General features: G+C 56.1%; 20 protein-coding genes. 4 read left to right on the top strand and 16 right to left on the bottom strand.

Features of this window, described 5'->3' with window-relative positions; genetic code table 11:
• Positions 1–19: 19 nt before the first annotated feature.
• The gene (locus tag LEP6406_RS0212385; RefSeq protein WP_008309303.1) at positions 20–1807 is read right to left on the bottom strand and encodes an NB-ARC domain-containing protein; all 1788 of its coding nucleotides are present in this window, start codon (positions 1805–1807) and stop codon (positions 20–22) included.
• A gap of 1315 nt (positions 1808–3122) precedes the next feature.
• Between LEP6406_RS0212385 and LEP6406_RS0212380 the strand changes: the two genes are divergently transcribed.
• Entirely contained in the window at positions 3123–3758 is a 636-nt protein-coding gene (locus LEP6406_RS0212380) for a 2OG-Fe(II) oxygenase (protein ID WP_008309301.1), read from the top strand.
• A gap of 186 nt (positions 3759–3944) precedes the next feature.
• Here the strand turns inward: LEP6406_RS0212380 and LEP6406_RS0212375 are convergent, their stop codons facing one another.
• From LEP6406_RS0212375 to LEP6406_RS27825, 9 genes are all read right to left on the bottom strand, one after another.
• On the bottom strand, positions 3945–4223 hold the full coding sequence (locus LEP6406_RS0212375; protein WP_008309299.1) for a hypothetical protein: 279 nt from the start codon (positions 4221–4223) through the stop codon (positions 3945–3947).
• A 208-nt stretch (positions 4224–4431) separates the two neighbouring features.
• Positions 4432–4638, bottom strand: coding sequence for a hypothetical protein (locus LEP6406_RS0212370; RefSeq protein WP_036028377.1), 207 nt, complete (start codon positions 4636–4638; stop codon positions 4432–4434).
• Positions 4639–4781: 143 nt separating this feature from the next.
• Complete coding sequence (locus LEP6406_RS0212365) at positions 4782–6236, bottom strand: GTP-binding protein (protein WP_225886516.1); 1455 nt, start codon at positions 6234–6236, stop codon at positions 4782–4784.
• A complete protein-coding gene (locus LEP6406_RS27830; RefSeq protein WP_008309293.1) occupies positions 6220–7851 on the bottom strand; it encodes a DUF697 domain-containing protein in 1632 nt (543 codons plus the stop codon). The genes LEP6406_RS0212365 and LEP6406_RS27830 overlap by 17 nt, the downstream gene beginning before the upstream one ends.
• 174 nt (positions 7852–8025) lie before the next feature.
• Positions 8026–8907 (bottom strand): lipoyl synthase, encoded by an 882-nt coding sequence (gene lipA, locus LEP6406_RS0212355; protein ID WP_008309290.1) that lies wholly within the window; start codon positions 8905–8907, stop codon positions 8026–8028.
• Between the two features lie 13 nt (positions 8908–8920).
• Entirely contained in the window at positions 8921–9475 is a 555-nt protein-coding gene (locus tag LEP6406_RS0212350) for an SRPBCC family protein (protein ID WP_008309289.1), read from the bottom strand.
• Between the two features lie 63 nt (positions 9476–9538).
• Positions 9539–10507 (bottom strand): glycosyltransferase family 2 protein, encoded by a 969-nt coding sequence (locus LEP6406_RS0212345; RefSeq protein ID WP_008309288.1) that lies wholly within the window; start codon positions 10505–10507, stop codon positions 9539–9541.
• Between the two features lie 205 nt (positions 10508–10712).
• Positions 10713–12506 (bottom strand): peptide ABC transporter substrate-binding protein, encoded by a 1794-nt coding sequence (locus tag LEP6406_RS0212340; protein WP_008309287.1) that lies wholly within the window; start codon positions 12504–12506, stop codon positions 10713–10715.
• A gap of 756 nt (positions 12507–13262) precedes the next feature.
• Entirely contained in the window at positions 13263–13847 is a 585-nt protein-coding gene (locus LEP6406_RS27825; RefSeq protein ID WP_071992319.1) for a pyroglutamyl-peptidase I family protein, read from the bottom strand.
• Positions 13848–13914: 67 nt separating this feature from the next.
• On the opposite strand from LEP6406_RS27825, the gene LEP6406_RS0212325 reads away from it, so the two are divergent.
• On the top strand, positions 13915–14889 hold the full coding sequence (locus LEP6406_RS0212325; protein WP_008307892.1) for a ChaN family lipoprotein: 975 nt from the start codon (positions 13915–13917) through the stop codon (positions 14887–14889).
• On the opposite strand, the gene LEP6406_RS0212320 is transcribed toward LEP6406_RS0212325, so the two are convergent.
• From LEP6406_RS0212320 to LEP6406_RS0212305, 4 genes are all read right to left on the bottom strand, one after another.
• Complete coding sequence (locus LEP6406_RS0212320) at positions 14876–15661, bottom strand: glycoside hydrolase family 24 protein (RefSeq protein ID WP_008307890.1); 786 nt, start codon at positions 15659–15661, stop codon at positions 14876–14878. The genes LEP6406_RS0212325 and LEP6406_RS0212320 overlap by 14 nt on opposite strands.
• A gap of 14 nt (positions 15662–15675) precedes the next feature.
• Complete coding sequence (locus LEP6406_RS0212315) at positions 15676–16578, bottom strand: metal ABC transporter permease (RefSeq protein ID WP_008307888.1); 903 nt, start codon at positions 16576–16578, stop codon at positions 15676–15678.
• A 17-nt stretch (positions 16579–16595) separates the two neighbouring features.
• Positions 16596–17306: a Uma2 family endonuclease gene (locus tag LEP6406_RS0212310; RefSeq protein WP_008307886.1), complete on the bottom strand. Its 711-nt coding sequence runs from the start codon at positions 17304–17306 to the stop codon at positions 16596–16598.
• 373 nt (positions 17307–17679) lie between these two features.
• The gene (locus tag LEP6406_RS0212305; protein ID WP_008307885.1) at positions 17680–18519 is read right to left on the bottom strand and encodes a metal ABC transporter ATP-binding protein; all 840 of its coding nucleotides are present in this window, start codon (positions 18517–18519) and stop codon (positions 17680–17682) included.
• A 72-nt stretch (positions 18520–18591) separates the two neighbouring features.
• Between LEP6406_RS0212305 and LEP6406_RS0212300 the strand changes: the two genes are divergently transcribed.
• The gene (locus LEP6406_RS0212300; protein WP_155834685.1) at positions 18592–19680 is read left to right on the top strand and encodes a metal ABC transporter solute-binding protein, Zn/Mn family; all 1089 of its coding nucleotides are present in this window, start codon (positions 18592–18594) and stop codon (positions 19678–19680) included.
• A 112-nt stretch (positions 19681–19792) separates the two neighbouring features.
• On the opposite strand, the gene LEP6406_RS0212295 is transcribed toward LEP6406_RS0212300, so the two are convergent.
• Together LEP6406_RS0212295 and LEP6406_RS0212290 are read right to left on the bottom strand one after the other, a co-directional pair.
• Positions 19793–20611, bottom strand: a complete 819-nt coding sequence (locus LEP6406_RS0212295) for a GDSL-type esterase/lipase family protein (protein ID WP_008307881.1) — start codon at positions 20609–20611, stop codon at positions 19793–19795.
• Between the two features lie 107 nt (positions 20612–20718).
• Positions 20719–21123, bottom strand: coding sequence for a hypothetical protein (locus LEP6406_RS0212290; protein WP_008307879.1), 405 nt, complete (start codon positions 21121–21123; stop codon positions 20719–20721).
• A 39-nt stretch (positions 21124–21162) separates the two neighbouring features.
• Between LEP6406_RS0212290 and LEP6406_RS27820 the strand changes: the two genes are divergently transcribed.
• Positions 21163–21393, top strand: a complete 231-nt coding sequence (locus tag LEP6406_RS27820; RefSeq protein WP_008307877.1) for a hypothetical protein — start codon at positions 21163–21165, stop codon at positions 21391–21393.
• Positions 21394–21399: the final 6 nt, after the last annotated feature.

Raw genomic sequence — 21399 nt, 5'->3', positions numbered from 1 at the left:
CTCTCTCCATTTCCCCTGCTCAGTAGCCCTTTGTCCATAGCCAGACCGGAAGAGCCGAAGTTTGTAGCTTGCAGGAATAACTTTTCACTAGACTGTGTAGTTCGTATCGAGCTTCTTTCTGAGATATCCTAGTTATCAAGAATCTTCTGGACAAAAGCTCAAATATTTTAAGTCTTTTTGATGAGTCTTCAAGATATTTGACGGCGTCCAATTCAAAATCAAACCGAAATATTGACAACTTAAGTAAAAGCCCCTGAGCTTCTACAGGCAATTTTTCAAATACTTTATCTTGAATGTAAGCATGAGCTTCATCTATAAAACAAGGAAGCTCTTCCAGTAATTTAGTCAGTGGAAAAACCTCACTTAAACCTATGAGTAGAAGTAGAATATAGGGGTGTCCAGCAACTCTTGAATATATCTGATTAAAGGTTGACATAGATGGTGCAGGAACCCCCAGAATTTGAGAATGGTGCTTAAAAAGAGAGTAACTTGCTTGGTAACTTAAACTTTCAACAGTGAAAACACGAGGAGGGTTGAGTAATTCGTGTATGGGATACCATTCTTGTGTTGTAATCAGAAGCTTAATGTTGTGTCCTAACTGGCTGATTATTTTAAGAAGAGGTATTAATGAATTATTATACTTCTGGTCAAACTGGTCCCAAACCATAAGACATTTATATCTACGTAAAGCATTGACAGCCATTTCGCAACGATCGTTTTCATCAAGTTTTGAGATTTGTAGTGCTCGGGATAAACTTTGATCTGCAAATCGATTAGCTAAAAAAGACGAAATTTTAACGATAATCTTTTCTAGTTGGCCGTAGATTTCACAATTTAACCACAGTACCGGATGTTCTTCATTCATCTGCTGGGCTAGTTTTGCCGCCAAGGTAGATTTACCAATCCCCGAAATCCCTCCAAGAATAACCATTCCATTATCTTGAATTGCAGAACTGATTTCTTGTATGATTTCCTCACGTCCAAAAAAGGCGGAAATGACGGGATAATTACAGTCATCATTAGAAGTCTCAAAGAACAATTTTGGCCGAACAGATTTCTCTGCGACCTGTTCCAAGAGAACCGGGCAAGTTACTCGCCAGTTCTCCTGCTCTGATCCTTTAGGTTGTGATCTGTTACTGATAGGGATGGAATGGCTGTTAAGGAGAGAATACCAAGTCTCTTGATCTCTTCTTCCACGATTACTAGTGAGCCTTTGTCCTTCGTCACAAAGTATTTTCCAGACCACACTCGCTTGATCCTGATCCGAAATCAGTTTCGATAAAAGCATCTGAGCAATTTTGGCCCCTTGTAAGTCATCATCCAAGTCCAGAACAATAATACGAAGCCTACAAAAGATGCCCGAGCTATCTTTTGGCAGGTTTGCGTTAGCAAGCTGCTCTTGAAATTCTTTTGTAATAGGCTTCAAGCTGTCAAAGCGACCTTGTCCCATCTTTAGTAGGTCTTTACGCAAGTGTTCTCGAATTGGCTGACTAGCCGTTGTATCTGTCAGTAAGACCCCATATAAATTTGGATTTTCGTATAACCCCTTGGCTAACTTCAAAAGTGGTTCAAATAGTTTTCCCTTCTGTAAGCCATGTTTTGCTTGTAGCTCAACTAAGACATTATTGTGAAGCGTAATGGAAAGATCATCGCCCGGTCCACCTGTTTCAGCAGCTACGGCTACTGGAATATCTGGGGCTCCGATTTCAAGCCACTCAAGTGATTCATCTGCCAAAATGTGAGCAGCTACATATCCAATAGCATTGTGTTGATATTCGTATCCGCCAGAGCCACCACTACCACTCATTCAAAAGAAATATCTCAAATAACGCTTTGAAGATTTGGGCAATATTACGGCCTTTCCAAGGCTAGTGAGGTACACCTAATCCTGGCAAAATAAGGGTTTCAGCCCCGAATTCGCACCTCACTAGAGGGGGAAATGCTGTATGTTTCTGCCTCTAAGGAGCGATTGTAGCTATTTCAAGCAGCGATTGCCTCATTCACCCACCACAACAAACCAAACACCTCCCCCTGCGCCGGCGTAATCACCATCCCCACCACTGGAATCGCGATCGCCTGACTTCAGGTTGTCTGCGACCCATACGGGAGCTAGGGCGCGGCTTCTACGCCCTAGCAGCTTCCTAAGCACGTTGTCACCTGCCAAGCGACTTAGCAGGCTTTTCAGCTCGTTTCAAGACATAACCTTCCAAATCGCATGTCTTATTTAGAGACTTAGTCGAACTGACTTGGATCTCTGAATAAGATACTTAAGCCTCATGGCAAGAAATGCTCTTGTGGGTAAATGCTAGATGGCAGCTTCTGCTGACTCAGCACAGGTCTTGCGAGATTGGCTAGGCCCATCTGTGTAGACTATTCATCTTATACCGAGACTTGTGCGGCCTGGATTGAGTCTTGCTGCGATACAGTTGAATCTCATTGAAAGAAAGTCTTTGTGGACAGAAAAACTGGGTGCCGCAGTTATGCAAATACGCAATCAACAAGGGGTGTCTTTTTGTGAGACTCATAAGCCTTGTTCACGGTCTTGCTTCGTACCTTGTGGGTCTTGCAAAAAGACTGATCAACCTCAGTTCGGGATAAGTGCTGACATCCCCGCCCGGAATTTGAATTCCCGGCTAACAGGGTCAAGTCCATTTTCAATGGACTGTCGATTCAGTGTCTCGCTCTGATCTTGAGTCCGTTTCAACGGACGTTTGCTGTGAGCCAGGGAATTGATTCCCTGGCGGATGGGCAGCGAAGCCTAGCCCGAACTCAGATTATGCAAGTACGCAATCAACAAGGGGTGTCTTTTTGTGAGACTCGCAAGCCTTGTTTATGGTCTTGCTTCGTGCTTTGTGGGTCTTACGAAAAGATTGGTCAATAATGCCTGATCGAGAAATGGACGGGGGTTGCTACAATTTGGCAGCGCAAGGACCAAGGATCGGTCAGAGATTTTCGCACTCAAAAGGCCGTCTGAATTTAGTCCAATTCTAGTCCATGGCTATTGGCACCAGTCTTAAGTCCCTTTTTTGGTAAGGCTTTGAGCGTATTGAGTGATTGCGTGATACGCAACTACTCAGTCTCAGTCCATAAAGCCAGTTCACCCCATCAGCATCCCTTGCTCCGTGCCCTATTACCATTGCCAACCCAATGCCTTTGACCTGGAGTATCTCCATACTCTGCGCGGTGAAATCCAGGCGTGTCAGTATTTCGATACCAATAATCTGAATCGGGACTTTGTTGGAACTCGGGGCTTTTCGGTGGTCTTTAAGCCCTCGGGACGATCTGCCCTCGATCAGCGGTTCCCATTTTTTAAGCCCTATCTAGATCGGGCGCTCCAGCCGACCTGCAATGCCTTTTATCTCAACCCCCTGATGTTGCAGCAAGGATCGCGAGTAGATCCCCATATCGACCGCTCTCTGCGGGCCTATTGCAAAACCATTGCCCCACCGCTGCATGTCAGTGTGCTCTATGTCCAGGTGCCTAGGGAACTGGTGGGCGGTGAGTTGGTCCTGCGGCGGGGCTCTCAATCCGTAGGACGGATCACGCCTAAACTCAACCTTTTACTGCATTTCCAGGGCGATTTAACCCATGGGGTGAATGCTGTCACCAGTCCCGGCACCCGGCTTAGTTTGGTCTGTGAGCAGTATTGTCTAGAGGAAAAAGAACTCTGGGATATTCCTGAATTCCGCATTGAATCGAGGGCGAAGGCCAAAGTATCGATGGCTAAACCGGGTCAGGTCAAAGCCCGCCCGCGTTAATCAGGGGAGTAAGTAGGTGGACATTAATAAACGTAGTTCTGTCATGCTGCGGAGGGACTCCAACGGAGTAACGGAGCGAAGCGCAGTCGAGACATCTCGGTCGTTGTCGGAGTCCGAGATTCCTCCTTTGGTCGGAATGACAGCATTTAATTATGTCCACCTGCTTATCTCTGAGAATCCTCAAGGTTAGGACAGCAGCAGTTGACTCCGCCAGAGTTGAGCGCGGCAGATCAGGGGGCTGAAGCGGGAGATGAGGAGCTTTTGGGCTGAGGAGGGGCGGCGATTGACGATGTCAAATTTTGCGATCGCGGCGGCAATTTTGAGAGCATCGGCTTGGGGGATTCCGGCCTTCATCAAGAGCTGCCAGTAGACAACACCGATCCGCTTCACGCTAGTGCGCTTGGAGGTCAGGGAAGTCTGAGCCAGGATCATGGGGGTGGCGGTGGGAGTCATCGTGGAAGTCATGGCAGTCGGGAGTCACAACAGAACCGTATGTTGTTTAACTATGATGGATTTCGGTCAAAAACTCCGTGATGATACGGGGATGTCTCCGTGATGTTATTAGCGCACCTCCGTGACTCCACGGCGCTGATCTGCGTGATGGCGGTTATTCCCAAAGGTGATGGAGAGCAGGGCCGATTGTGATCGCTATCACAATCGGCCTGAGAGCAATCTATTCCTCGGGGAACACCCACTTGGGGGGCTGGGAAGCCCGCTCGATCATTCTCTTCCGCACTGCTTCATCAGCCATGGTCAGGATTTGATCCAGGGGAGTGTCTTGAATAAACTGGGTTGCCTTTTTTTGGTAGTCCAAATGGGGACAGTCTTCCCCCAGAACACAACCGTTAACGCAGGCTTCGGCACAGTTAATCTCGGCCATAGTGATGTTTTCTCCGCTCGTCTCTAGTTTCCTGGTCATGGACGGGTACCACCCTTCACCCTCCATCCTTCGACTCCGCTCAGGGTTCACCAAACCCCTCCACCCTCCAGTCCTAAGGCATTGTATAACCTGACCTACCCCTATCAGGATCCGGAAGCCGAAGTCTCCGCTGCCAGTTCCGCCTCAATTTCCCGCCGTAGGCGAGCCACCGTCGAATTGGCATCGATCTGGCTCAAAATGTCCTGCATGACGGATTTCACCCCCTGGGGTCCCCAGGTGCAACCCCGTTCCAGATAGACCTGGGCCGCTTTGCCCACGGCGTAGGTGCCATATCCGGCGGCTCCGGCTTGGGCGGCCATGGCCCCGGTCAGTGCCGTCAGCCCCCCAACCCCGTCGAAGAAACTCCAGGCAGCGGCGGCGGTTTTGCCCGTCCCCAGCAGTAGCCCAGTGCCCAACTCGCTGAGGAGCAGCGTGCCGGCGCTGGTTGCGATCGCACGCCACAGTTGTCGAGCTTCGTGGCGGGTGATGGGCAGACCATAGAGGTTTGCCAGGGCACGAATCATGGCCAAATCCGCCACCAGTCCCCCCAGGAGATCCAACACCGCAATCGGGTTAAAGGCCACCGCCAGCGCCTTGTACTTGGCAAATCGCCAGATCAGCGCTTCGGCATCAGATTGGTGCAAGGCAATCGCCCGCTGGGCTAGATCCATTTCCAGCACATCGGCCTCCCGCAGAGTATTCAGGGCCATCAGGGTCATGCCATCCTGACGGGCCAGGGTCAGCAGGGCCTTTTTTAGGGGCGTGATGTCGGGAGGCGGCGTTTCCCACTCGTGGGTAATGCGGCCATCGGGCCATTCCACCCGCACCTGCACTGGAGCCGGGGCAGCAGCCACCATGATAATGTCGTCCACAGCCAGGGCGGCGTTGGCCTGTCGGGGGCTGTCGCGCCAGAGCGCCCCCAGGGCATCGTAGATGGCTTGGCGATCGGTCTCGGGGTAGAGATCGATTTTGTTGAATACCAGCACTAGAGGCTTGCGGGCCAGTTGCAGCTCCACGAGGGCGCTGTATTCTGTGCGGGTAATGTCCCCCGCCACTACAAACAGGATTAAATCTGCCTGATGGGCCACCTCCTGAGCCATGGCGCTGCGGGCTTCGCCGTCCACTTCGTCCAGGCCGGGGGTGTCGATGAGTTCAATCTGGGGCAGATCATTGCGATCGCGCACCGCATCGATAGGGGGTCGCCAGTAGACCGATCGCGGCCAGCGAGTAACGCCATGGAGCGGCCCCGTAGGCAATATCGCTTCCCCCAATAGAGCATTAATCACCGCCGATTTGCCCCGGCTCACCAAGCCAAATACCGCCACCCGCAGCACCGGATTAGCCAAGCGGGCATCCAGGGCTGCCAGGGCATCGACATTGGCTTTGGCAGCAGCCCGTTGAGCCTCACCCTCCGGCACCGGGGTTTGGAGGGGACGACTCTGGCGCTGAATAGTTTGGCGTAGGCTCTGCCGGACCCGCTGGAGCATATAGGCAAGGGTAGGGACGGAAGAATAGGCGGCGGGCTCGGGAACAGGCACCGGATTAGGTTGCCGACTCAAGGGGTGACAGGGCAGAGATCGGTTCCGCCTGCGGTCCAGTGAGGGCAGTTCCTTCCCCTAGGGCTAAGGGCGAGGCTGGACCTCGGGCCAGGGCCAGGGTACCCTGAAGGCGTTGTGCCCCCTGCTGGACTAAGGCTTTGAGGAAATCCCCCTGCTGGGTGCGCTGCATCAAAGCTTTGAGGGTCTGGGCAATGGCACTGGGACAGAGGGGCGTTTCCATTTCCCCTGCCAGAGCCCGCGATTCTAGATAGGCCATCAATCCTTCGCCCACGAGGTGGGTGAGATAGGCGGCGCTGAGCCCCTGCACCACCCCCCCCACCAGATAGGTGGCGGCATGACTTTTGAGGGCGGTGGTCAAAAGCTGGGTAGATGCCTCCACCAGCCCCAGTTTCACCACTAACCCCGCCAGTTCCTTCGCTGCCGCCTGAGCTTGAGCGAGGGATAGGGGTTGGCCATAGACCCGACCCAAATCCAGAACCAGTTGGCTATTGATGGCTACGGTGGCGAGTAGATCCAGGCTGGGCAGTGGACTGGCGGCGGCGGTAGCGGCAGCAGTCCACTGCATTTGCTCCACTAGGGGACGGGCGCGATCGCGACGCAGTTGATTCAGGGCAGTTTGAATCTGGCGACGCAACTGCTGGGCTTGGCGATGGGTGGTTTGCACCACCAGATGGGCCTGTTCTGTAGCCCACTGGGCCAGCAAGGGTTCCAGAGCAGCTAGGTCCGGGGCGGGGGTTTCCCAGCGCTCTTCGATTGTCCCCTCAGCTTGATGGGTGCGGACCTTGATGGGGTTGGGAGCCGCCGCGATCGCCGCCACCGTCACCGGATGGGGTAGAACCGCTGCCCGCTGGCGCAGGCGTTCAAGAATGGTAGCGCGGTCTTCAGGTAGGTAATGGTCCTGTTTATTCAGCACTAGCACCACAGCATGACCCGTGGTGGTGAGGGCCGTCAGATCAGCCTGGGCTGAGGCGGTGAGATCTTCTGTGACCAGGTAAAAAAGGGCATCTTGATCTGCGATCGCACCCGTCCAATCCAGGGTATCAGTTTCGACGGCAAGGGCAGAGCGCGATTGTTCCGTCACCGTCAGGGGTACCGTCGCCGGTAGGGTGATAGAAGCAGGGATGTCAGACAGTTGGGTCTGGGGAGACTGGGATGCTAGATAGGATGCCACCGTGGTCTTGCCCGTGCCCGGTGCCCCCACTAGGGCTAGGCGCAAGTCGGTGCGATCCAGCGCCGCGAGTAGATCCGACCGTTGACGAGTAAAGCTATCTACCTGGGTTTGCCCAAGGGCGGCATCGGCGGCGGCGGCTCCCTCGGTAGCCAGTGTGGCCAGCAGAGGGGAAAGTTCTTCTAGAGCCGTGACAACGGCTCTGCGATCGACGGAAGAAACTGCGATCGCGGCAGTAGACTTTACCTCGGGAAGCCGATGCCGCCACCACCAAACCCCAGCACCCAGCACCACAGCACTGGTCACCATCGAACCGTCAATACTGTCTTGGAGACTGTTGAGGAGCCACAGGCTGGCCGTCAGACCAAGCCCCCCGACCAAGATTGGGCGCTTCCAAACCATGGGACTGACCATCTGCCTTACTTCCCGCAGAGAACGGGACACCATATACGCTGCACCTGTCGCTAACAGGGCACCCCCATTCTACGCCCCGAGGCGCGATCACCCCATCCCTATGGGATCATTTCCTGATTTCCCCCAGATGGTTAGCGATTGCCCCCAGCAATCTGTCTACTATGCACGGGCACAGCCCTTCATCCTTCATCCTTCTGCCTTTCCACACTACGCCTCTCCCGCGTGGTAAGAGCTGCGGACTAGGGGGCCAGATCGCACATGGGAAAACCCCAGATTGCGGGCCTGCTCCCCTAAAGACTCAAATTCCTCAGGGGTCCAGTACCGCTGCACAGGCAGGTGATCCAAAGAGGGGCGCATGTATTGTCCGAGGGTGACGCGATCGCAATTCACCGATCGCAGATCCGCCAGGGTTGCCAGCACCTCCGCTTCCGTCTCGCCGTGGCCCAGCATCAACCCCGATTTGGTGGGAATGCTGGGGTCTATCGCCTTCACCTGTTGCAACACCGCCAGGGAGCGCTCGTAGCGCCCCCCTCGCCGCACCGGGCCTTGTAGCCGGGGTACCGTTTCCACATTGTGGTTATAGCAGGCGGGGCGGGCCTGGGTAACCGTGGTGACCCGCTGGCGCTGTTGCTCAGCAGCATGATCTCCGCCCCAAAAATCCGGGGTCAACACCTCAATTTGGGTGTTGGGAACGCGATCTCGGATCGCCGTCATCGTCGCCACAAACCAGCCCGCCCCCTTGTCTGGTAGATCATCTCGCGCTACAGCAGTCAGCACCACATAGCGCAGCCCCAACAGTGCCACAGACTCCGCCACCTTCTGGGGTTCCGCCGGATCAAGGGGCATGGGGGCATGGCCCTTATCCACCTGACAGAAGCCACAGGCACGGGTACAGGTCGGCCCCATAAGCAGAAATGTGGCGGTGTGGTTGGCATAGCATTCCCCCCGATTGGGACAACGCCCCTCTTCGCAGATGGTGTGAATCCCCCGCTGCTTGATGATGCGCTGCACAGTCGAGAGATCACTGGCCTTGCCCAAACCGGGGCGGAGCCAGGGCGGCAGGGTCGGGCGCGGGGAGGTTGAGGTCATAGAGAAAGGATGATCAGGCCCCACAGACCACCATGGCTTGGTGGCGAATAGCCTGTAAATTTTGGGTCAAATGTTGGCAAAGGTGGCGCTCAATCAACGTCCCTGGAATAGCTCGGGGGGGCAGCAGAGTCACCTCATAGGCCAATTGGGTCATCATGCCTTCAGGAGAATCCACCGCCTCCAGGCTCCAACAGCCCTGAAAGCGCTTGAAGTCTCCCTCCACCATCTGAAACGAGAGTTGGTGGGGAAACTGCTCCACCATGTCCAGCACCACACGGGCACAGAACTTGATATTCAAAAAGCATTGCGCCCCCACCTGCTCTAGGCGAATACCCTGGGTGGGATGGTCGATGCGGCGACTGAGGGCAAGATTAGGAATAAAGTCCGCTAGGCCATCGTAGTCCGTCAAGACCTGCCACACCTGCTCTAGAGAACAGGGCACCGTAATCCGGGCTCGAATGCGGCGATTTCGCCCTTCGAGCTTTTCTGTGGTGACCTCCACTGCTGCGGCCTGGATTGGGTCAGGAGTAGTACTGGACTGGGGAAACTGCACCATGGCGGCATCCATTGCCTTTGCCTTTATTGAACCTAATCATACCCGTGGCGTCTACCCCAAGCGACAAAGCGCCACTTATCCGTTAATCGGCTTGGTGGTGATGGCCTGCAAGGGCCGATCTTTTCCACTGAGGGGAGGCATTGTGGTCGGATAGGCGGCGGTTTCTACCGTCATCCCGCCAGAGGGGGGCGATGCCATGGTCTCCGACCGGCCTTTAGCCATCGCGGTTTGCCGCTCCCGCTTCAGTTCCCGCACCTTCAGCACAATCAAATACTCATAGAACGCCTGGAGGGTACACCAGGCAAATCCGGCATGGCCATCCCGCCAGCCCCCCAATATCAGGTACATATACACCCAGCGAATAATGGGGCGTAGGGGTAGCCGCAGAGAGAGATCCTTCAAAGCCCGCCGCCGCGCCACCTCCGACTTGCCCCAAAATAACTGCTTCCAGTCCACACGCCCCGCATCCAATTGCCGCAGCGTTTCCCGAGCCTCATCGGTAGAGTAGCGATTGTGCTTCTCGATCCAGCGAGCCAGACCTTTGCCGCAGGTGTAGTGGGGGTAGGTTTCTCGGAGAAACCCGGTGGGGCCGTCACACACCTCTCGTTCTGTGTGGCCATAGTCGGTAAACCAGACTTGGCCTCGTTTCAGTAGGCGCAGTTGGTAGCGGGGGTATTGGGTGCTGTGGCGAATCCAGTGATCCATAAACATCACCCGCTCCGCCACGTAATAGCCCACCTGTTGGGGGTGCTGCATGGCCTCCAGGCATTCCTGAAAGAGTTCGGGGGTCATGCGCTCGTCGGCCTCTAGGATGTAGGCCCAGTCGTACTTAGCGGGAATGTTCTCCAGCATCCAGGTGCGCTGTTTGCCGTGGCTCTCGAAGGCATGTTCCACAACGCGGACGGGATACTGGGCAGCGATGGCTTGGGTGCGATCGCGGCTGCACGAATCCACCACAATCACATCATCGGAGAGTAAAGCTGACTCGATGCAGGCGGCAATATCCAGTTCTTCGTTATAGGTGAGGATGTAAATGGAAAACATGGATGTCAATCGATTCCTAAATCAGTGTGAATCAACTCCTGGAGATAACCTCGCGTGTGTGGCTCCAGTTGTTACTAATTCCCCAGTTGAGGACTAAACTGGCGCGTTATCCCATTCCCTTCATCAAATCCTGAGACTTTTGCGGCAAATCATAGGGTTTAGATAAATTTTAGGCGGCTAGGGTACTGGGCAGAATAACAAAGCTTTAAGGACTCGGCCCCGGTGCTTCTACGTCTTCCGGGCGTCGCTGCCACTGGGCAATATCCCAGGTGCTCGTATCCCAGGGAGTGGGCTCCAGTCCGGTCAAGGTTTTGCTGACGCCATTGGCAATGGCCCGATGCACGAGGGGTACTACCGCTACATCCTGGGCCAGTAGGGCATCCATTTGTTGAAACAGGGCGATCCGTCGGGCTGGATCCAGCTCCTGTTGAGCGGCTTGCCACAGGGCATCGTAGTCGGGGTTGCAGTAACGGGCATTGTTAGGGCTTTGCCAATTGTTGGCCTGGGTGGCAATTTGCTCGCAGGTCCACCAGCTTAGATAAATGGTCGGGTCTGGGTGATCATTACCCGTGGTGTAAGCTTGCATATCGGCGTAGAACAGGTTGATGCTATTGGTTTCGCTGGGATTAGCGGAGAAAAAGTCATCCACCCGCACCCGCTTGATATCCACGGCAATGCCGATTTGCCTCAGGCTTTCTTGCACCATGGCCTGGGTTTTCTGGCGCACGGGGTTGACGGCGGTTTGGAAGGTGACTCGCATCTCAATGCCGTCGCGATCGCGGATGCCATTGCCATCGGTATCTACCCAGCCAGCCTCATCAAGGAGGGCATTGGCCTGCTCCAGATTGTATTCATAGGGAATGGGTTGGGGAGTCACCTTGGACCCTGGGGCCACCAGTAATTGGGCAGTGGGTCGGCCTGTGAACCCATAGAGATCTGTCGCGATCGCATCGCGATCAATGGCCAATGCGATCGCCCGCCGCACCTGCACATCACTCAGAAAGGGATGGGCTGCCGCCTGACTCGATCGCTCCCCACTCTCCGTTTCCATCAGCGGATCCGTGGGGTTCAACATCAAGCGCTCCACCAAGCCGCCGAATACGGGCACGACAACCCCCAGTCCCTCCTGTTGCAGTTCCTTCAGAGCATCCACCTCCACCTGGAGGCTATGGGCAAAGTCAGCAGATCCTTGATTCAGCACCTCCCGCGCCGCCGCATAGGGGGCAATGCCCCCCACCAGATCCACCCGCTCAAAGGCCGGGGATGCTCCCCGATAGTTCGGGTTGGGGTCAAAGGTCACCAGTCCGGGCTGAAACGCCATAACTTGGTAGGGGCCAGTCCCCACCGGACGCAGGTTAGCATCTGCATCCCGAGCATTGGCCCCGTTGGACTCCGTAAAAATGTGCCGGGGTAAAATTACCCCTGTCTGACCGGTGAAGGGAATTTGCCAAGCAGAATTGACCGTCTTGAAGGTGACTCTAACGGTGCGATCATCCACCGCTTCCACTGTTTCCACCACCTCGTAGTACTGGGCCGTCGCCGCCGCCACTTGGGGATTGCTGACGAACTCGTAGGTAAAGACCACATCATCGGCGGTGAGGGGGGTGCCATCGGCCCATTGCAAATCCGGTTGCAGCGTCCAAGTGACAGAGCGGCCATCGACAGCTACACCGCCATTCTCTACGGTGGGAATCATTTCCGCCAAAATCGGCACTAGTTCCCCATCGCCATTGGCACTGGCTAGGGGCTCAAAGATAATCCGCCCCGCTTCAAAATCCTGAGTTCCAGTCGCTAGGTGGGGGTTGAGGGTAATCGGGGCGCGACTATAGAGCATTCTCAACACGGTGCGATCGCGTTGGGTTAAGGGATCCACCACCGTCGGAGTAGAAGGAGTCGAAGCCGTCAAGTCGATCTGACTACAGGCTCCCAGCCCCCCCAGCAGCAGCCCCCCGATCGCCATGGCCATGGCAACCCGCTGTCCTTTTTTCCTCCCCACCATGCTCTTACCCTCGGCGTTTGCGCAATCCCTATCCTAGCGGGGCAAACCTGAGTTCGTGATCCGTCAGATCGGCCATGAAATGCTCCGAGGAAACTGGAGAGAGAATTTTTGCGAATTGTCCGGATGGGGTATATGCCCTGGGAAAAGTGGGGTGGTAGATGCACCCTGATAGCAATTCCCCAGCCTCCGGGCCGGGGAATTTTTTTTGCCCCACCCCCCATCACGGGTCACCCGCCACAAGGGCAACCACCCTACGGCTATGTTGCTCCTCCTGAGCCGCTACGCGAACAGGGCAAGCAAGGGATTGCCCCTACGGAATTAACTTCAATCCTGGATTTCCCGGCACTGGGAGGGCGGGTTTTGAGCCTCCCATTTGGGATTTCCCAGTCAATACGAGCCAAACCCGCCCCTACGGCGACATCCTACATTGGGCGCGGAAACCGCGCCCCTACCGCAAAGCCCTCCGGGCAGGCTAACTCCCTGGGAGTGGCTTCGCCAACGCCTTTCTTGAATGCCGTTAGGCTATACACCCCGACACGGGTCACCCGGCAACAAGGGCAACCACAAGGGATTGCCCCTACGGTATTAACCTCAATTTTGGATTTCCCGGCACTGGGCAGGGCGGGTTTTGAGGTTCCCATCCTGGATTTCCCAGTCAATACGAGCCAAACCCGCCCCTACGGGATTTACCCCAATACCCCAATACCCCAATACCCCAATACCCCAATACCCCAACACCCCCACCCCATCACCCCATCACCCCCCACCCTCACCCACCAAGACTTCCAGCCGCTCTAGCACTGTCAAAAAATCCATCAAGAGCCAAGGTCGCACTCGATAATGGAGTCGGGGTACATGGACAAAGAGTCCCTGACAATGGGGCAAGGCGGTGGGCAGGGATTCTAGCAAACGATAGTAAAGATGATTACAGACATAGTTCCCTGCATCACGGCTGATGGCGGTCAGAGCTAGATTGTGCGCTAGGACCGGGAGATTCAGCCCGGTCTGGAGACGGCGATGGCCTCGGAGCGAGGACTTTTCCCCCTCACGCTGCCGTCCGAACTGCTCTAGGGTGAGCAAGGCCCGTGCTTCTGCCATGCCGCAGCACACCACGACATCCGGGCGCAGGGCAAAGATCTCCGCCATGACCCACATCGGTGCTAGGTCAAAATGCACGGGTAGCTTGCGCAAAAAAGCCATATTTTGAGGCCGTCGAGGATGGTTGGCCACCACCTCCAGGAGATCATCGGAGGCATTCGATTTCTGATGTGCTCGCCATGGGGCGAAGGAGGTGAGCAAAATCAGGGGCTGTATCCTGGTATTCACTGCTTTCCTATTCATCTGCATCTATACCCATCACGCTATTCATTTGTATCCATCACGCTATTCATTACGCGGAGAAAGACCTATGCCCGATCGCTTGACCATAGTCCTTTCACGCTGTTGCTCCTGTAGCCTCGGGATCGCGATAGTCCCTTTGGGCTGGTCCCTGACCATCGCAACTTTCACCCTGCTACCCTTCCCAGCCCTAGCGGAGACGCCGCCCCTCCTGTCCCCCACTGCTGAACTATTCCAGACCGCCACAGGGAGCCAGGTGGATTTCCCAGCCTTAATTACGGCCCTGACAGCGGCAGATATTGTCTACCTCGGAGAAATTCACGATAACCCTGGCGATCACCAAGCCCAACTGGCTATCCTCCAGGCACTCCATGGGCAGAATCCGAAAATCGCGATGGTCGGGGACCAGCCCAAAGTGGCTATCGCGATGGAAATGTTTCAGCAGCCCTACCAGCCCGTCTTGGATGCCTATCTTGCCGGGGAGATCACCTTAGCGGAACTGCGTCAGCAGAGTGACTATGACCAGCGCTGGGGCTACGCTTGGGACGACTACGCCCCCATTTTGGAATTTGCCCGCCAGGAAGGGGTGCCCCTGATTGCCCTCAACGCCCCCTCCGAAGCTGTGCGCCTAGTGGCCCGTCAGGGATTGCAGGCACTGAATTCCCAGGATTTCCCCACTCTGCCCCCCCTGAGCAGTATCGATCTCAGTAATCAGTCCTATCGCGACCTCCTGCGCCGCCTCTACGACGATATGCACCAAGGCCACGGATCCAGTGCCGGATTTGACTTTTTCTTCCAGGCCCAAGTGCTGTGGGATGAAACAATGGCCGACCGCATCGCCCAATTTCACACCGATCATCCCGATACCCAGGTAGTCGTACTTGCGGGCCAAGGCCACATCATTTACGGCTACGGCATCCCCGATCGTCTTCAGCGACGACACCCCGATATTTCCCAAGCGACTGTACTGCTGAGTCCGGCGACGGGCTGGCCTGCGGGGGAGGGCGTGCGGGCAGATTGGGAGGGGGTAATCAACCGCCGTTGAGTTCCTGTTCCAGTAGGGTCTGATAGATCTGGGCCAGGTAGGGAGTCGTAGAGTTGTCCTCGATACCGTAGCCCAGACTGGTCCAAGTGCCGGAGAGCATTTCCAGCACCTCATTGAGACGGTCTTGGCGGAGCATGGCGGGGATATCTACGCCCCAGGCGGTGCGATCGCTGAGCCAGCGATAGACCACCTGGTCCTGATAGACAGGCTCGAAGCTGTAAGTGGAATGAAAAACTGACCAACGGGGCGGGCGAGGATGGTACTCTGCTGCCTTGGCGTCCCAGGTCGTGGTGAGAAACTGGTACCGCCCCGCTGCGGTGGTGCAGTCCCCCATATTCGGACCCGTGACAATCGTGATGCAAAGGTCGGGATGCTGACTCAAATCCGCCACCGTTTCGCCACCGTAGAGGACGTTGTAGGGGGCATCTGTATTAGATTCCGCTGCTGAAATGGTCCGCATCAAGGCCCGCAGATAGGGATCACCCCCCTCCATCTCTAGGGGCAGGGGGTCCGCGACCCAGTTGCTAGATTGGCGATGGCCAGTGGTCTGCCAGGGTAGCTGCTGACCAGGCGTCCACCGCAACAGGGGGTGATTGCTGGAAATCAACCAAGACACCCCCAACATCATGAGTGCCGTCAGCAATAATGGCCCGTGGTCTGCCCGTTGGGACTGGGGGGGCTTTTGGGGGGGCTGGGGATCTTGGGGAGAAGACTCTAGGGAAGCCAAGCGGAGAGAACCAAGGGGGGCAGGATAAAACCTAGACAGGGCCATGGTAGCGCATCCTCTCAGGAGCGTTGTTGCCAGAGGCTCCGCAGTTCTTGCCAGAGGGGGGAGGGGGTCGAGGGGGCAGCGGGCTGGGTGAGGATGCCGTGGCGGGGGCTAAATAGCAGCGCCATGAGAAACAGACCCGACACTACCAGTACAATCGCGGGGCCTGAGGGCAGATTGAACCAGTAGCTCAGGTACAGCCCGCTGAGGCTGGACAGGACACCGACGGCGGCTCCCACGGCCATGACTTGATGCAGGCGAGGGACCAACAGGTAGGCAGTGGCTCCCGGCGTGATCAGCAGCGCCAATACCAGGACTACCCCCACCGCCTTGAGGCTGGCCACCACCGTCAGGGCAATCAGGGCCATGAGACCAAAGTTCAGAAGGTTGACGGGCAGGCCCGCCGCCTGGGCTCCTTGGGGATCAAAGGTGTAAAAGAGGAGTTCCTTATACAGCAGGGCGACGACCCATAAAACCAGTATGGCCATGATCAAGGTGTCGCGCACGTCGCTGGGGGTGACGCCCAAAATATTGCCGAAGAGGAAGTGGTTGAGGTCGATCTTGTTCTGTTTCTGAATCAGGGTGATCAGGGTGATGCCTAGAGCAAAGAAGGCGGAGAAGACAATGCCCATGGCGGCGTCTTCTTTAATCGGTGATCGTGTCCGAATCCAGCCAATCACCAGGGTGCTCAGCACCCCGGCGATGAAGGCTCCGACGAAGATATTCATCCCGAGCCAAAATGCGATCGCAAGTCCCGGCAACACCGAATGGCTGATGGCGTCTCCCATCAGAGCGAGGCGCTGCACGAGGAGATAGCTGCCCACCACGGCACAGATGATACCGACCAGGACCGCCACCACCAGCGATCGCTGCATAAAGCCGTACTGCAACGGTTCGATAAAAATATCCAGGAAGTCCATGGCAATGCCTCAGGCCGCTATTTGCGAGAAGACTGGGACAAAGTTTCGACAAAGTCTCGATGCCCTGGGGAATTCAGCCCCTGTTGCAGCACCGCGAGCACCTGGGGCATATCCCCCGCCAGCATCGCCGCCCGATCCAGCCATAATCCCGGAAATACCCTGCTACGGAGGATGCCGTCATCATCGGCCTGCAAAGGCACATAGTCCTCTGCTTCCAAATTCAGCCAGTCAATCTTTTGATCAAAGACCTGCCACACCAGATACTCCCGAATGCCATTACGACGATAGGCCCGCTTTTTGTCCCCCAGATCAACAGTGGCACTACTGGCGGCGATTTCAGCGGCGAGTTCCGGTGCCCCCTCCAAATAGCCATCGGGGCTAAGGCTAGCCCCGCCACCATAGGCCGGGTCGATGAGTAGCACTGCATCGGGTTGGGGTTCATTATCCAGATCCAGACGCACGGTGGGATTGTCCCCCAAACGAATCCCAGGAGTGGCAACCTTATAGGTCCAGAGCCAGCCCATCAGATCACCATGGGGCTCAGCATGGGGTTCAAACCGGAGGGGGGAAGCCATGTAGACGGTACCTTCGATCAGCTCTGCTTTCTTCACCTGGGGCATGGCCCGGTAGCGGCGCTCAAATTCAGGGCGCGTGAGACAATCGCCATTTTCCAAGGGTGGAATCTGGTGAGGGTTAATCCGGGACCGAGCACTAGCAGTATCAACCATGGTCAAGATAGAGCAGCAGTGTTTTTGATCCTGAGGCAGTCTTTGATGAGCCAGATGAGTCCACTGTAGCCCTTGGGGTGGGGGTGGGGGGTGATGGGGTATTGGGGTATTGGGGTAAATCCCGTAGGGGCGGGTTTGGCTCGTATTGACTGGGAAATCCCAAATGGGAGGCTCAAAACCCGCCCTGCCCAGTGCCGGGAAATCCAAGATTGAGGTTAATTCCGTAGGGGCAATCCCTTGTGGTTGCCCTTGTTGCCGGGTGACCCGTGTCGGGGTGAATGGGTGTGTATAGCCTAACGACATTCAAGAAAGGCGGAGCCTGCCCGGAGGGCTTGGGTGGATAGATCCCGTAATGGTTCTAATTTTCAGATCCCTAAGCGGCGTGGAAATTGACCTGGCCACCGTAGGCGTGGTGGAGGTGGGTGGGGGTGAGGACTTGCTGACGGGAACCAGCGGCGACTAGGGAGCGGTTCAGCAGGATCAAGTCATCAAAGTGGGTGATGGCTTCCCCCAGATCGTGGTTGACCACCAGCACCAGCTTGCCTGCTGCGGCTAGATCTTGAAAGACTTGGAACAGAATCGACTCTGTTTTCTGATCGACTCCGGTGAAGGGCTCGTCGAAGCAGAAAAAATCCGCCTCCTGGGCTAGGGAACGGGCCAGAAACACCCGCTGCTGTTGCCCCCCGGAAAGGTCGCCTAGGGGACGATCGCGCAGGTCGGCAATGGCCACCCGCTCTAGAGCTGCCAAGGCGACGCGACGGCTGACGCTGGAAAATCGCCGCAGCCACCCGGTTTTACTCACTCGTCCCATCATCACGACATCCCAGACGGTGGCAGGGTAGCGCCAGTCAATTTGGTTGCGTTGCGGGACGTAGGCGATGCGATCGCGCTGGTCCAGCACGGACCTATCCCCCCACCGAGCCGTCCCCGCCGTGGGGGGCACCAGCCCTAGCAGGGCCTTGATCAGGGTACTTTTCCCCGCGCCATTGGGACCAATTAACCCCGTGAGGCGACCAGGTTGGAGGGTCAGAGTTATTCCCTCTAGTGCCTGCATACCTCGATACTGCACCTCTAGCCCCTGAATCTGGACGGAGAAAATGCCGTGGCCCAAAGGGGCCAGTCCCTGACCATGAACCCTTTGGGCCGGTTCCTGACCATCACGACCAGAGGACACCAGTTGCAGAACCGGGGGGAAGAAAGGGGACTGAGTCATGAGAATTCCCATCGAAAATGAAACCATTATGAAATTATTGTAGACTAACTTCTAGCGAATAATGAAATGATTATGAAAAGAAACATTGCCATAAAACCCAGCCTTTTTCTGCGCCCTCTCCCCAATTTCGCCATAACTGCCCCAGGCTCAAAGCAGGTAAGGCGACAGAGCAATATTCCCAAGACAGCCCTAGCCGCGATAGTTACAGACTGGTCCATTGGGGCCATCGCCCAGAACCTTGGGATTCTAGGCGTTGCGACCCTGACACTATCGGGGTGTTGGCAACAGTCGATGGCCCCCGATGAATCTGGAACGGATGCCCCCCAAGTCGTCGTCACCAGCACAATCTTGACGGATTTGGTGGCCACCGTGGGCGGAGATAACATTGCGGTGACCGGGTTGCTGGACCCCGGTGATGATCCCCACCTTTACGAGCCAGTGCCCCAGGACACAGTGGCGCTGGAGCGGGCAGACTTGATTTTTTACAATGGCTATAATTTGGAGCCCGCTTTGATTCGGTTAATCGAGGGGGCAGGCGTTCAGGCGGAAAAGGTGGCTCTGGGGGAAGAGATTCAGCCCCTGACCTTTGAAGAGGAGGGACAACGCCAGCCGGACCCCCATGTGTGGGGGAACGTGGAAAACGCGATCGCGATGGTAGACACCATCCGTGTCACCCTGGGGCAGAAATTTCCCGCAGACGCTGCCACCTTTGATCGCAACGCCGCCGCCCTCACAGCGGAACTCCAGACCCTCCACGGTTGGATTGGCGACCAAGTTGACACCATTCCCGCCAACCAGCGCACCCTAGTTACGACCCACGACGCCTTTCAGTACTACGCCCAAGCCTACGGACTGACGGTACTCGGTACGCTGATCGGCATCAGCACCGAGGAGCAGCCCAGCGCCCAGACGGTGCGGCTGTTGGTAGATGCAATTCGGCAGGCCCAAGTCCCCGCCATCTTTGCCGAAACCACCATCAACCCGGCTCTGATTACCACGGTAGCGACAGAGGCTGGGGTGAGACTGGCAGAGCCTGCCCTCTATGCCGATGCCCTGGGAGCACCGGGCAGCGGAGCCGACACCTACATGACGATGATGGCCACCAATACCGAAACTATTGTCACGGCCCTCGGCGGTGCGGTCATCCCCTACGCCCAATGACGAGGGCTAGAAGCTATTATCTGACGGTGGAAGTAACCTGCCTATTCACCAAGGCAAAACCTCTTGTGTGTCCTGGAATCCCTTTCATCCTTCTGCCTTCTGCCTTGCAGTACTAGGGCTCCAATTCTGTATTCAGGATAAGCGCGATCGCAGTACGCCATACCCAATACCCCTGGGCATTCAAATGCAGACCATCGGTGGTCAGGTCCGGGCGCAGGTAGCCCTCACCATCGGCAAAAAGGGGATACAGGTCCAGATACAGAACCCCGTGGCGACGGGCCACCGTCTGGAGGGATTCATTCACCGCCTGAATACGGCCAATGGGCAAATCCAAAAGGCGATCCCGTCCCTCCCAAGTGGCCCGCTCTCCCCCATGGGGCAAAATCGGCTGCACCACAATATCCGCCCCCGGATGCTGGGCCTGGAGGTAGACAATAGTCGCCTCCACGTTATCCACCACCTGCCATTCCGGTTCACCACCAATCAGGTCATTGATGCCAATCATCACAAAAACAGTCTCGACCTGAGCGTCATCCAGCAGATTCAACCGCTGTTGCAATCCCGCCGACCACTCTCCTGAGATTCCCTGATTCAGCCAACTGCGCCGACCGGGCAACAACTCCGGCGGAAACCAGAGACTAATGGAATCCCCCAACAACACCGTGAGTCGAGGCAGATTTTGAGCCGCGATCGCTTCTTGGCGCAGCAGGTTTACCCACTGCTGATAGTCCAAGTACTGTCGGTCCCCAAGTTGAGGCACCAAGGCTCCCGATCCAGTCATGGGGGGCATAGAGGCACTGGCCTGGGACAGCCTCCGCTGACTGTCGGCATCTGGCTGCCGCAGACTGGCCAGTACCGCCGCAAAGAGGAGGCCATTCATCACCAGGGACAGTAAAGCCCAGGCTGGTATGGTGCGTAGCGGCTCTAGCACGGTCCTCCCCTAAGGATCAGTAATGGCTCAAATTTTGACATACTCCCCGGCCTAAAGGTACGCGGCTTTCCCCGTTAGAGTCTGACGCCAGACTTGCAGACCCACGATCATCGCCAATAGCGCCGCCCCTGGGAAAACAGACCCACCGTCATCCCCACAAACTGGTACTGGCTCAAGGAGACAAAAAGAGTGGTCAGGGGCAAAAACGACTTGAGGAATATCATCGCCGTGACACAGGCCAGTAACCCCCACAGCACCCCTTGATTGATCAAAACACGGGGGAAGATACGCTCCATAATGACCACCGCCAGCGCCCCAATGCCCCCCGCTGCCAGTAATTGCAAAAGCATCAGCGTCACCCCAGACCCCAACAGCGCCATACCCTGGGGGAGAGTCTGCATCAGCAGCACCAGCAGGGTGTCTAAGGCAGTGGCAATAATCAGCGTGAACAGGGAAACCTGGAGTAACACCAGCCAAGGCAGAGTTTTCATCCGCCAAAAGGGATTACGCATAGTTACTCGACCTCATTCGTGAACAAGCTGATTTTAACCATGCCCCCCTTGCCGTTTTTGCCTGCCCTCTCCCTCACAGAAACCGCCGCCATAGACTTCCCCCTGGTGTTGGGGCTGATGCTGTGGCTCCACTGCCTCATTGGTCTGGTCGCTGCCCGCACCGCCTACAAAAAAGGGGGAAATCTGGGCCTATGGCTACCTTGGGGGCTTCTGGGGGGAACAATAGCCCTGATCACAGCCTTGGTCGGACCGCGCCGCCAGTCTGATTGAGATTAC

Source organism: Leptolyngbya sp. PCC 6406 (assembly GCF_000332095.2).
Taxonomy (GTDB): Bacteria; Cyanobacteriota; Cyanobacteriia; order Phormidesmidales; family Phormidesmidaceae; genus PCC-6406.
Note: the sequence above shows the minus strand (reverse complement) of the source record. Positions and strands in the feature narration are given on the sequence as shown.